Origin of the sequence: uncultured Oscillibacter sp., from assembly GCF_910587525.1 — a bacterium.
Taxonomy (GTDB): Bacteria; Bacillota; Clostridia; order Oscillospirales; family Oscillospiraceae; genus Oscillibacter.
Window position 1 is genome coordinate 1 of the sequence record NZ_CAJULS010000079.1, and the last position, 11,131, is coordinate 11,131.

15 protein-coding genes are annotated in these 11,131 nt (G+C 58.0%); 12 read left to right on the forward strand and 3 right to left on the reverse strand.

Annotation, left to right across the window (positions count from 1 at the left end; genetic code table 11):
- Together QZ326_RS08265 and QZ326_RS08270 are read right to left on the reverse strand one after the other, a co-directional pair.
- On the reverse strand, positions 1 to 793 hold a 793-nt coding region (locus QZ326_RS08265), incomplete at its 3' end, for an ABC transporter permease (protein ID WP_295743785.1).
- Complete coding sequence (locus tag QZ326_RS08270) at positions 783 to 1,961, reverse strand: ABC transporter ATP-binding protein (protein ID WP_295743787.1); 1,179 nt, start codon at positions 1,959 to 1,961, stop codon at positions 783 to 785. The genes QZ326_RS08270 and QZ326_RS08265, both read right to left, overlap by 11 nt.
- 288 nt (positions 1,962 to 2,249) lie before the next feature.
- On the opposite strand from QZ326_RS08270, the gene QZ326_RS08275 reads away from it, so the two are divergent.
- Together QZ326_RS08275 and QZ326_RS08280 are read left to right on the forward strand one after the other, a co-directional pair.
- A complete protein-coding gene (locus QZ326_RS08275; RefSeq protein ID WP_295743790.1) occupies positions 2,250 to 3,077 on the forward strand; it encodes a hypothetical protein in 828 nt (275 codons plus the stop codon).
- Positions 3,071 to 3,373, forward strand: coding sequence for a PadR family transcriptional regulator (locus tag QZ326_RS08280; RefSeq protein ID WP_295743793.1), 303 nt, complete (start codon positions 3,071 to 3,073; stop codon positions 3,371 to 3,373). The genes QZ326_RS08275 and QZ326_RS08280 overlap by 7 nt, the downstream gene beginning before the upstream one ends.
- A gap of 32 nt (positions 3,374 to 3,405) precedes the next feature.
- On the opposite strand, the gene QZ326_RS08285 is transcribed toward QZ326_RS08280, so the two are convergent.
- Complete coding sequence (locus tag QZ326_RS08285) at positions 3,406 to 4,368, reverse strand: RluA family pseudouridine synthase (RefSeq protein WP_295743795.1); 963 nt, start codon at positions 4,366 to 4,368, stop codon at positions 3,406 to 3,408.
- Between the two features lie 224 nt (positions 4,369 to 4,592).
- Between QZ326_RS08285 and QZ326_RS08290 the strand changes: the two genes are divergently transcribed.
- The 10 genes from QZ326_RS08290 (at position 4,593) to QZ326_RS08335 (ending at position 11,002) form a co-directional block, all read left to right on the forward strand.
- Complete coding sequence (locus tag QZ326_RS08290) at positions 4,593 to 4,931, forward strand: DUF1648 domain-containing protein (RefSeq protein ID WP_295743798.1); 339 nt, start codon at positions 4,593 to 4,595, stop codon at positions 4,929 to 4,931.
- Between the two features lie 58 nt (positions 4,932 to 4,989).
- Positions 4,990 to 5,445, forward strand: a complete 456-nt coding sequence (locus tag QZ326_RS08295) for a hypothetical protein (RefSeq protein ID WP_295743801.1) — start codon at positions 4,990 to 4,992, stop codon at positions 5,443 to 5,445.
- 6 nt (positions 5,446 to 5,451) lie between these two features.
- Positions 5,452 to 5,814, forward strand: a complete 363-nt coding sequence (locus QZ326_RS08300) for an N-acetyltransferase (protein ID WP_295743804.1) — start codon at positions 5,452 to 5,454, stop codon at positions 5,812 to 5,814.
- 81 nt (positions 5,815 to 5,895) lie between these two features.
- A complete protein-coding gene (locus tag QZ326_RS08305) occupies positions 5,896 to 6,555 on the forward strand; it encodes a site-2 protease family protein (protein ID WP_295743807.1) in 660 nt (219 codons plus the stop codon).
- A gap of 21 nt (positions 6,556 to 6,576) precedes the next feature.
- Positions 6,577 to 7,344, forward strand: a complete 768-nt coding sequence (locus QZ326_RS08310; protein ID WP_365328796.1) for a segregation/condensation protein A — start codon at positions 6,577 to 6,579, stop codon at positions 7,342 to 7,344.
- Positions 7,345 to 7,392: 48 nt separating this feature from the next.
- On the forward strand, positions 7,393 to 8,022 hold the full coding sequence (gene scpB / locus QZ326_RS08315) for an SMC-Scp complex subunit ScpB (protein WP_295743824.1): 630 nt from the start codon (positions 7,393 to 7,395) through the stop codon (positions 8,020 to 8,022).
- 51 nt (positions 8,023 to 8,073) lie between these two features.
- Complete coding sequence (locus QZ326_RS08320) at positions 8,074 to 8,730, forward strand: DUF2953 domain-containing protein (protein ID WP_295743813.1); 657 nt, start codon at positions 8,074 to 8,076, stop codon at positions 8,728 to 8,730.
- A gap of 18 nt (positions 8,731 to 8,748) precedes the next feature.
- The gene (locus tag QZ326_RS08325; RefSeq protein WP_295743815.1) at positions 8,749 to 9,147 is read left to right on the forward strand and encodes a GerW family sporulation protein; all 399 of its coding nucleotides are present in this window, start codon (positions 8,749 to 8,751) and stop codon (positions 9,145 to 9,147) included.
- A 43-nt stretch (positions 9,148 to 9,190) separates the two neighbouring features.
- A complete protein-coding gene (locus tag QZ326_RS08330) occupies positions 9,191 to 10,282 on the forward strand; it encodes a D-alanyl-D-alanine carboxypeptidase family protein (RefSeq protein WP_295743818.1) in 1,092 nt (363 codons plus the stop codon).
- A 12-nt stretch (positions 10,283 to 10,294) separates the two neighbouring features.
- Positions 10,295 to 11,002 (forward strand): pseudouridine synthase, encoded by a 708-nt coding sequence (locus tag QZ326_RS08335; protein WP_295743821.1) that lies wholly within the window; start codon positions 10,295 to 10,297, stop codon positions 11,000 to 11,002.
- The last annotated feature ends 129 nt before the right edge of the window (positions 11,003 to 11,131 follow it).

The following is an 11,131-nucleotide window of genomic DNA, read 5'->3' on the forward strand; positions in this document are numbered from 1 at the left end:
CGACAATGACCATCATCACCAGGGAGATGGCGGCCCCCAGCTGGGGATTGTAGGCGCCGCCCATATACTGCTGCTCAATGAGGTCGCCCAGCAGCATCTCCGTGCCGCCGCCCAGCATCTTGCTGATGGCAAAGGTGGACACGGAGGGGACAAACACCATGGTGATGCCGGAGAGGACTCCCGGCAGGCTCAACGGTAAGATGACCCGCCGGAAGACATGGAGACTGCTGGCCCCCAGATCCCGGGCGGCCTCGATGAGGGAGCCGTCCAGCTTGACGATAACGGAGTAGATGGGCAGGATCATGAAGGGCAGGTAGTTATACACCATGCCCAGTACCACCGCGCCCTGGGTGTTCATCATGGGGAAGTAGGTGAGCTCCGTTCCGAAAAGGCTGTTGCAAAGGCCGATAAGGCCGGTCTTCTGAAAGAGCTGGTTTAAAAGGCCGTTATTCTCCAGGATGGACATCCAGGAGTAGGTCCGCAGCAGGAAGTTGATCCACATGGGCAGCATAATAAGCACCATGGCCACCCTCTGGAACCTGGGCCCCTCCTTGCTCATCATGTAGCTTACGGGGTAGCCGATAATCAGACAGATGACAGTGGCAATCAGAGCCAGCTTGAAAGAGCGGAAGAACACCACTCCGTACAGCCCCATCCGGGAGAAGTTCGCCAGGGTGAAGCCGCCCTCGGCGGCAGTGAAGGCGTAGACCACGATCATGACGATGGGGGCCACCACAAAGAGAGCCATCCAGATCACATAGGGGACGGCCAGCCGGGAGAGCCTATTCTTCATCCCCGCTCTCCTCCCCATCCAGCGCAAGGCTGGCGTCGTCCAAATCGTCGTACTCATCGGAGAAGGAGGAATAGTCGCCGAACATGCCGGAGTACTGGCTCTTCTTCATGACATGGATGCCGTCCGGGTCAATCTTAATGCCGATGCGGGTGCCTTCGGGGCTGTGGTCTGTGGTCTGGATCAGCCACTTGAAGCCCTTGAAGTCCACGATGATGTCGTACTGCATCCCCTTGAAGGTGACATTGGTGACGGTGCCCGTCAGCTGCCCCTGCTCCACGGGAACGATGTCGATGTCCTCCGGCCGGATGACCACGTCCACCGGCTCGTTGGGTTCAAAGCCGCCGTCCAGGCAGGGAAACTGGCGGCCGTACATCTGAACCAGCTTATCCCGGACCATCAGTCCGTCGATGATGTTGGATTCGCCGATGAAGTCCGCCACGAAGGCATTTTTCGGCTCGTTGTAGATGTCCTCCGGGGTGCCGATCTGTTGGATGGAGCCCTTGTCCATAACCACGATGGTGTCCGACATGGTCAGGGCCTCCTCCTGGTCGTGGGTGACATATATAAACGTGATGCCCACCTGCTGCTGAATGCGTTTAAGCTCGATCTGCATGTCCTTGCGGAGTTTCAGATCCAGTGCGCCCAGGGGTTCGTCCAGAAGCAGAACCTTGGGTTTGTTCACCAGAGCCCGGGCGATGGCCACCCGCTGCTGCTGGCCGCCGGAGAGGGCGTCAGGCCTGCGGTTTTCAAAGCCCTTGAGGCTGATAATCTCCAGCATCTCCAAAACCCGCTCCCGGATTTCCTCCTCGGGGATCTTCACCCTTTTCTTCGAGTCGGAGGGGTCCGGACGGCGCTGCATCCGAAGGCCGAAGGCAATGTTCTCAAACACGTTCAGGTGCGGGAACAGCGCGTATTTCTGGAACACGGTGTTGATCTGCCGCTGGTGGGGCGGAACGTCATTAATCCTCACACCGTCAAAGAGGACGTCTCCCGACGTAGGTGTCGTGAAGCCGCCGATCATCCGCAGCGTGGTGGTCTTGCCGCACCCGCTGGGTCCGAGCAGTGTGAGGAATTCTTTGTCATTGATGTAAAGATTGATGTTGTTTAATACAAGTTCGTCGTCAAACGCCATGCAGATGTTCCGCAGGCGAATCAACTCTTTGGACATGTATCCTCCCCCATTTCAATAGTAAATTTTTTATGACAGCACCTCCGGGAACCACCCGTCGATGTTGACAACATCTATCACGCCTCTTTTCTCTGTTGAGGGGGAACCTTTCTCGTCGAAATTCAGCAATATCTGCATGATAACGGAAGCGGTCTGAAAAGTCAAGGGAATTGTTGGTCCGCAGCTATTGATTTTTTTTCAGTAGTTCTATTGACTTCCGCGGGGAGAGGCTGTATACTCATAAAAACAACTGCTGTATTTTTTACAGTAGTGGCGAAAGGAGCGGTTATGATGGAGCGGGATTATCTCTTAAGGCTGTCCCGGGCAGCCCGGTGGTGCCTGCCGCCGGCGGAGGCGGCGGAGGTGCTGGAGGACTACCGGGAGATCATAGCGGACAGGTCCGTGGAGGAACTGCGGCGGGACCTTGGCAGTCCCTGGAGCGCCGCGCGGCAGCTGGCCCAGCCGGGAGCCTACCGGCGGTGGCTGGCGGTGTTTACCGTGCTGGCGGCCTGTTTACTGCTTCCGGGGGTGCTGCCGGTGCTGAGTGTGCTGTCAGGTATGGCAATCTTTAGGTTTCAGGCGTATGGCGTGGATTGGCTGTGGTGGTTCCCTGGCCTCTGCGACACAATCGTACCCCTTCGCGGTGGATTCTTTGTGGCGGGCACGGCGCTGGCCCTGGTCTGGTTCCGGCGCGGGAGCGGAGAGGGAAGGAGCCGGAACCTGCCCAAAGGGGTCGTACCGCTTCTGGTCCTTTTGCTGATCGGGATGGCATTTCAATGGTTGGCCGCCTGGCTTATTTTAGCTGGGCCGGCGGAGATTTTGAGGGCAATGACCTACAAAATCGCGGACGCTATGCGGCTGACAATGACGTTGGATATGTTTTCCATGGGGGCCATTGGAATGTTCGCCCTGGTAAAAGCCCGGATGACAAACCGCCGCTGGCAGGCGGTGTATATTCTGGCGCTGGCTGGGTGCATTCTTGGGCTGTCGATATATGCGCTGTGGACCAGTATGGACATATCATTTTCCGACACTGGCTGGCAGACGCCCATTCTGCTGCGGTACATCACCATCACCCTCCTGGGCTTCGTTGGAACGGGGGTATCCCTATGCTGAAACGCGACCTTCTGGAGCTGTGCCTTCTTCACCTGATGGCCCAGGGGGACCAGTACGGCTACGAGCTTCTGCGCCGCCTCCACGATGTGTTCCCCGACGTGCAGGAGAGCGCCATTTACGCCATCCTCCGCCAACTCTGCCGAGAGGGGGCCACGGAGCGGTACCAGGGGGAGGCCTCCGGCGGCCCGGTGCGGAAATACTACCGCCTCACCCGGGATGGGTGGGGGAGGTATGACGCCCTGCTGAAAATCTGGCGGGACATGCGGGACGCCGTCGCCGCCCTGGGGATACAATGAGGAAAGTCCGCCCTGCTGTGGGGCGGACTTTCTCAGTCTTTTGGAAAATATTTCTCTCGAAAGGGAACGCTGGGGACTGTGAACTCCCTGCCCCGCAGGTAGTTCAGGATTCCAGCGTCCGTGGGGAGGGGGAAGGCCAGCTTGTAGGAGTACAGCGCCTGCCGGGTCTCGCGGTACTTCCGGTTCACATCGCCATTGCCGTACTTGCCGTCCCCCAGCAGAGGACAGCCGATCTCCGCCATGGAGACCCGGATTTGGTGGGTGCGTCCGGTGAGGAGGCGGCACTCCACCAGGGAGAGCTCCCCCCGGCTCTCCAGGGTCCGGTACAGCGTCACGGCGCTGCGGCCCCCGGGGACTGGGCGTCGGTAGAAGGAGACCTGCTTTTTTGCCTCGTCCTTTAATAAAAATCCCTCGATTTTTCCAGCGGCCGGCCTGGGGCAGCCCACGGTGACACAGAGGTAGGACTTCTTCAGCTCATGGTCCCGGATCTTCTTGTTGACGATCCGCAGAGTTTCCGCGTTCTTTGCGGCGATGACAATGCCGCCGGTGTTGCGGTCAATGCGGTTGCAGAGGGCCGGAGCGAAGGCATTTTCCCACCGGGGGCTCCACTCCTTTTTCTGGTAGAGGTATGCCTGGATATGGTTGATGAGAGTGTTGATCTTCTCCGTTTCGTCGGCGTGGACCACCAGACCGGGGCGCTTGTCCGCCAACAGCAGGTTTTCGTCCTCGTAAACGATATCCAGCCTTGGCTGAAATAGGGTGAGGAAGAGAATTTCCTCGTTGGGCTTGTCAAAGAACTCGTCGTTGATATATAATTGTAAAACATCGCCGGCAGAGAGCCGGACATCCCGCTTGGCCCCCCTGCCGTTGACCTTGATCCGTTTGAGGCGGATGTACTTTTGCAGCAGGGCGGGGGGAAGCAGGGGCAGGTTCTTGGACACGAAGCGGTCCAGCCGCTGTCCGGCGTCATTTTTTCCAATGGTAAATTCCCGCATAAAGACCTCCCGGCGTATGGAACTGTCTTCACAGGCAGCCCAATCTGCGGATTTTTGAGTGTGCTGACCATATCATACCTGTTCCCGAGGCAGTTGTAAAGCCCGGGGCGGCATGAATTTTGAAAGTCCCTTATCCGTTTAAGCGCTGCCAGTAAAAAAAGCGTAAATAACCAGTATGTCTATTGCATAAACATACAAGCTGAAGAACCGAAAGGAAAATCCGCATGAAACATTTATACCGGCTTGCTGTGATCCTAATTGTTTTGGGATTTGCAGGAACCGCCGTGTTTCTTATATTAGCTCCAGATATCATACCCGCTCATTACAATTTTGCGGGAGAAGCAGATCGAATGGGCAGCAAGTATGAATATACTCTGCTTCCCGTCATTTCTGCAGGGATGGGTGCGGTTTTTCTTCTGCTGGCAAAACAGGCTCGCATTAAGAAGTGGACGAGTTTTGCCCTGATTGAGAAAATTTTTCTCGTGACTGCTATTGGCGAAATACTGCTGTTTCATGGCATAGGAGGAGCCGCTATGTGGACAGCTATGCACTATTTTGGATAAACAAGCAGTGGCAACACGAGGTTAATAAGGGATTTTTGAAAAAACAGGAGGTATCGCCATGGATATGGAGATGCTTTGCCGGGCCTTCCAGGAGACGAGGCCCTGGATTGATGATTTTCGGAAGCGGACTTACGAAAAGGCCTTCCAGGCCTATACGGAGCGGTTTGGTTCCAGCTATCTGGAAGCTGCCCGGGAGGCGGGGGAGGAGGGGCTCCAGCGTCTTGCCGGAGAGATTCTGGACGGTATTGAGGCGGGCTGGAAGCGCCAGCGTCCGTGGAACCGTCCGGCAGTTCGGGTGATGGAGAAGCAGATGGCGGTGGACTATCTCTCTCCCATGCTGCTGGAGCTGCCGGAGCCCATGTGCCAGACCCTCTGTGATTTACTGCGCCAGGGCTGGGCCGCCCGCTGGCCACAGGATGCTTACGGCGCCGCCACCTATGCGCAGCTGAAAAAGGGGTTCCGGGATACCATTATGGGCATCGAGCTGGGAAGAAGGCGCGGAGATGAGGAGTGAGGCCCTATGGAGATCCGGCATTTGAACGCAGCTGACGACCGCCTGGCCGTCAGCTGGATCTTTGAAGCCAGCTGGAAATACGCCTACCGGTATATTCTGACCCAGGAATATCTGGAGAGCATCCTGGCGGGAGGGTGGGCCGCTCATTTGGACAGTGAAGGGATGACTACGCTGATCATGCTGGAGGCGGCGGTATCGGCTCTTGCCGGGCAGGGGTACCAGGAAATTTTTCTCTGGGTGCTGGAGGAGAACCGGCGGGCCAGGGCCTTCTATGAGAAGGTGGACTTCCGGCTTTATGGGAAATGCCGCACAGACGTGATTGGCGGGAAAGCGGTGCGGGAGCTGGCCTATTGCCGCCATATTCCATAAATTGGTCCAACGGCTTGTATTTTCCGCGGATGTTTGGTATAATGCTCTCGTATTTTGAATTTTGATGACTGGAGAGGTCTCATGCTTCACTATCTGGAAAACCTGTTTCACGCTCTGGACCTGGGATCTCTGAAAGATGCCGCGCTGCGTATGGCGGCAGTTCTGCTGTGCCTGACAGTGCATGAGACCTGCCACGGACTGGCGGCCTGCGCATTGGGAGATCCCACCGCCAGGTCCAGACACCGGCTGTCCCTGAATCCTCTGCGGCATATCAACTGGTTTGGTCTTTTGATGATGTTTGCGGTGGGCTTCGGCTGGGCCAGGCCGGTACCGGTGGATCCCAGGTATTTCAAGGATCCAAAGCGGGGGATGGCGCTGACCGCCCTGGCGGGACCTGTCTCCAATTTCCTGCTGGCAGCATTGGCAATTGGGATTAGTAAAGTGATTTACCTTTCCGGATATTACCACTCGGCGCTGGATGCCGCGTTTATGTTTTGCCTGTACATTCTGGCGCCGCTGTCTGTGGGCCTGGGGCTTTTCAACCTGCTGCCCATCCCGCCGCTGGACGGCGCCAAGGTCCTGGGCGCCCTGCTGCCGGACGCGACATATTTCCGGATCATGCGCTATGAGCGGTATGGGATGCTGGCGCTGATTCTCCTCTCTTTCACCGGCGTGGGGAGTGCGGTCATCAGCCGGAGCATCATGACCGTCTACAGAGGTCTGTTCAACTTGTTTTATTGAGGTGTGGCTTTGGAAAATCCTGTGTTCAAACTGGAAAAAGTGGTCCGATCCAAGGAGGAGATGCAGGACTTTGAGGGACCGCTGGACCTGATCTTGTTTCTGCTTGGTAAGAACAAAATGGAGATTCAGGACATCTCTATCTCTTTGATTTGCGACCAGTACCTGGAGTGGCTGGCAGTGCGGCAGGGCATGGACCTGGAGGTGGCCAGCGAGTTTGTCACTATGGCTTCCCACCTGGTTTACATCAAGACACGGATGCTCCTCTCCATTGAGGACGAGGAGGCCCAGAGCGAAATGGACGCCCTGATCCAGTCTTTGGAGGAGCGCCGCCGGAACGAGCGGTATGTTCAGGTCAAGGCGGCGGCGGAGCAGCTGTCTCCCATGAGCGAGTTCGGGCGGAACATCCTGACCCGGCCCCCGGAGCCTGTGAAGCGGGGGAAAATCTATGAGTACGACCATGTCCAGGCAGATCTGGTCTTGGCTATGGCAGAAATCCAAAACCGGGCAGAGCGGGCGCTGCCGCCTCCTAAGACGGCTTTTCAGGACATCGTTCAGCACGAGCCATACCCGGTAGAAAATAAGGCACGTGAGATTTTGCAGCGGCTGAAGCAATTCGGCGTCACCCGGTTCCAGATGCTGTTCCGCGGAAACCGCAGCCGCAGCGAGGTGGTGGCCACCTTCTTGGCGGTGCTGGAGCTGTGTCGCGCCCATGTGCTGCGGCTGAGCGGCTCTGAGACGGAGTGCACTGTCCGGCAAGAAGGTGAGTGGCCGGAAGATCTGACAATATAGGAGACAAAATAATCAATATTTCGGAAATGGAGTATAAATTTGGAAACCTTGGAGACAAAAGAGATCGAATCCGCCGTGGAGGCGATTTTGTTCGCCTCCGGCGAACCTGTGCAGACAGAGCGGGTCTGCGTAGCCCTTGGGCTGGAGCGGCCCGCAGCGGAACAGGCCTTGCAGAGGCTGATGGATTACTACGCCTACGAGCGCCGGGGCATCCGGCTGCTGCATATTGAGGACAGCTGGCAGCTGTGCTCCGCTCCGGACCATGCCGACGCCGTTCGCCGGGCCTTTGAGATCCGCAAGCCGGCCAAGCTCAGTCAGCCGGCGTTGGAGGTATTGACCATCATTGCATACTACCAGCCCACCACCCGGGCCTATGTGGACCAGATCCGCGGGGTAGACAGTTCCTATACCATGAGTTTGCTGCTGGACCGGAAGCTGATCGAGGAGTGCGGACGGCTCCAGGTGCCGGGACGGCCCCGCCTCTACCGCACCACCAAGCAGTTTCTGCGGGCTTTTCACCTGACCAATCTGGAGGATCTGCCGGAGCTGCCGGACTTCGGCGTGGAGGGGCAGATGCGCCTCAACGAGAACGGCGAGGTAGTTGATACGGAGATCGAACCGGAGGAGAGCGGTGAATGCCCGCCGGAGGGCAAAGACAGCCCGGGGCAGGACCTGTAAGTTTTTGCCGTAGAATGAGGACCAGTGAATTTCTGGAGAGGGGGGCTGCCTGTGATCTGGCGTTGGGTACTGGGCATTCTGACCCTGCTGATCCTGCTGCTTTGCCGGACGAGGGCCGGTGTGCTGGTCACGCTAAAAGACACGGTGCGCGTGGATGTAAAGCTGGGCTGGCTCCGTTTCCAGATCGTCCCCGGAAAGAAAGAGGCCCCGAAAACAAAAAAGCCTAAAAGAGAAAAGGGGAAGAGGACCAAAGCGGGAAGAAAAAAGAAATCATTTCCAAAGCCCTCTTTGGCGGATATACAGGATGTGCTCAAAACATTGGGACCGCCGCTGAAAAAGGCCTTGAACCGTACCCGCCGGGGGATCCGTATTGATCCCCTGTGCCTCTCGCTGGTGATCGGCGGACAGGAGGACCCGGCCGCCGCGGGAAAGCTCTACGGCGAGATCAACGCTGCTGTTTGGACGGGAATGCCTGTGCTGGAGCAGCTGCTGGACATCCCAACCCCCCGCATTCATACGGAGGCGGATTTTGACGCGGAGAAAACGCGGGCGGAGGGGACACTGGGGATTACGATCCGCATCGGCACGGCGCTGGCCATCGGGTTTGGGATTGCTGTCCCGGCCCTGCGGTGGTTCCTGCGTTATATGAGAAAACACCGGAAGAAGCAGCTGTCCGCGCCGGAGGAATCCGGAGTCAGGGCCGCATAAGGGAAGGAAGGTTTCAGTATGGAGAATAATATGGAAAAGAAGACACCTCTCAATGATCTGATGCGCTCCGCCATGGAGAAGGTCCGGGAACTGGCGGACACTAACGCCATCGTGGGCCAGCCCATCACCACGCCGGACGGCGTGACCCTGATCCCGATCTCAAGGGTCAGCCTGGGTTTTGGCTGTGGCGGCGGAGACTACGGAAAGGTACAGCCGAAGAGCTTTAGCGGCTGCAGCGGCGCGGGGGTGAACATTGCTCCGGTGGCATTTCTAGTTATCAAGGACGGTATTACCCGGGTGCTGCCGGTGGCGGTGCCGCCGGTGTCCACCGTAGACCGTGTGGTGGAAATGGTTCCGGACGTGCTGGATCGTGTGGAAAAATTTTTCGACAAAAAAGAAGAAAAAGATTTGGAGTAATGGGGGTATACTACCATCACCGTGAAAAATGAGGTGATGGTTCTTGCCAAAGCGTATACTCTGCTGTTTGACGGCGGTCATGTTGCTGTCTGCTGTTTTTCCCTGCCGGTCACATGCGGTGAGCACCTCCGCTACATCCGCCATCTTGATGGATGTGAACAGCGGACGGGTGCTCTACGAGCAAAATGCCGACGCGAAAATGCTGATTGCCAGCACTACCAAGATCATGACGGCGCTGGTGGCGATCCGGGAGGGAAATCTGGGAGATGTGGTTACCATAAATCATGAGACCACGCTGACCGAGGGGTCCTCCATGTATCTGAAAGAGGGAGAAGAGCTGACGCTGGAGACGCTTCTCTATGGCTTGATGCTCTGTTCCGGAAATGACGCCGCCGTGGCTATTGCGGGCCATGTGGGCGGCAGTCAGACGGGATTTGTGGCGCTGATGAATGAGACCGCCAGGGAGCTGGGGATGGAGCATAGCTCCTTTGCAAATCCCAACGGTCTGGATCATGAGAACCACTACTCCACCGCCAGGGATATGGCCCGTCTGGCCTGTGCGGCGGTGCAGAACGAGACGCTGGTGCGTATTGCCTCCACCCGGACGGTGACCGCCGGCGGGCGTACCATGACCAACCACAACAAACTTCTGAGTTATGTAGAAGGCTGCATTGGATTGAAGACCGGGTATACCCGGGCGGCGGGACGGACGCTGGTCAGCTGCGCAGAGCGGGACGGACAGCGTCTAGTGGCGGTGACGCTCCAGGACGGCAATGATTGGGCGGACCACCAGGCGCTCTTTGAGTATGGTTTTTCCGCCTATCCCGCCCAGCGGGCGGCGGTATTGGGACACACGATTGGGACGGCTGATATCCAGGGCGGTCTGTCTGGCACAGTGCCGCTGGCGGCAGCCTCCAGCTTTTCCTGGCCCGTGGGAGCGGGGGAGAGGCTGGAGACCCGGATCGAGTTGAGCAAGCCCCTGACCGCACCGGTGCTGTCCGGTACGGTAGCGGGCCAGGCGGTATTCACGTTGGATGGTGCGGAGATAGGCCGGGTTGACCTGCTGTGTGAAAAGACAGTACCGCCGAAGCTGGAGACTGCCATGAGCGCCCTGAAGACGGGATTGCTGGAGTGAGGATAACAAGAGATGGAAGAGCGGCTGCAAAAACTTCTCTCCGCCGCGGGGGTCTGCTCCAGGCGGACGGCAGAGGACTATATCACCGCCGGACGGGTGACAGTCAACGGGCTCCCTGCATCGCTGGGACAGAGGGCGGACCCGGAGCGGGACAAGATATGCGTGGACGGCCGGCGGCTTGGGTCCAGAGCCGCGCCGGTCTATTTGATGCTGAACAAGCCCCAGGGCTATGTGACCACGCTCTCTGATGAAAAGGGCCGCCGTACGGCGGCGGACCTGGTAAAAGACTGTGGCGCCCGGGTCTATCCGGTGGGCCGGCTGGACCTGAACTCCGAGGGGCTGCTGCTGATGACCAACGATGGAGAATTGGCCCAGCGAATGACCCATCCCAGTCATGAGGTTTCCAAGACGTACCATGTCTCGGTATCCGGGGCAGTGGAGGGCGCGGCAGAGCGGCTGTCTGCCCTGACGGATCTGGAGGGCGAGCCCATTCGTCCTGCCCAGGTGTCGGTGCTGAGGACCGCGGGAAGGACGGCGGAGCTGTCCGTCACGGTTCACGAGGGAAAGAACCGGCAGGTCCGGCGGATGTGCGCCGCCTGCGGACTGTCGGTCCGGCGGCTGCGCCGGGTGCAGGAGCATACCCTGGAGCTGGGAATACTTCCAAGCGGGGCGTGGCGGTACTTAACGGAAGAGGAGATTCAGGAGCTGAAACAGCTGTAGACAAAACTGATCGGTGAAAACAGCCGCCTTGGGCGGCTGTTTTTATGTCCGGAAGGCCTGTCTGCCGGACAACGTCATGACTGCGGCCGGGACAGCCGTGATTTTTGCAGTGGATGGTTGGAAAGTATT

Bases quoted from the DNA above. Each gene is read 5' to 3' on its own strand.
- QZ326_RS08270 (WP_295743787.1), bottom strand. From the start codon at position 1,961: ATGTCCAAAGAGTTGATTCGCCTGCGGAACATCTGCATGGCGTTTGAC.
- QZ326_RS08275 (WP_295743790.1), top strand. From the start codon at position 2,250: ATGATGGAGCGGGATTATCTCTTAAGGCTGTCCCGGGCAGCCCGGTGG.
- QZ326_RS08280 (WP_295743793.1), top strand. From the start codon at position 3,071: ATGCTGAAACGCGACCTTCTGGAGCTGTGCCTTCTTCACCTGATGGCC.
- QZ326_RS08285 (WP_295743795.1), bottom strand. From the start codon at position 4,368: ATGCGGGAATTTACCATTGGAAAAAATGACGCCGGACAGCGGCTGGAC.
- QZ326_RS08290 (WP_295743798.1), top strand. From the start codon at position 4,593: ATGAAACATTTATACCGGCTTGCTGTGATCCTAATTGTTTTGGGATTT.
- QZ326_RS08295 (WP_295743801.1), top strand. From the start codon at position 4,990: ATGGATATGGAGATGCTTTGCCGGGCCTTCCAGGAGACGAGGCCCTGG.
- QZ326_RS08300 (WP_295743804.1), top strand. From the start codon at position 5,452: ATGGAGATCCGGCATTTGAACGCAGCTGACGACCGCCTGGCCGTCAGC.
- QZ326_RS08305 (WP_295743807.1), top strand. From the start codon at position 5,896: ATGCTTCACTATCTGGAAAACCTGTTTCACGCTCTGGACCTGGGATCT.
- QZ326_RS08325 (WP_295743815.1), top strand. From the start codon at position 8,749: ATGGAGAATAATATGGAAAAGAAGACACCTCTCAATGATCTGATGCGC.
- QZ326_RS08335 (WP_295743821.1), top strand. From the start codon at position 10,295: ATGGAAGAGCGGCTGCAAAAACTTCTCTCCGCCGCGGGGGTCTGCTCC.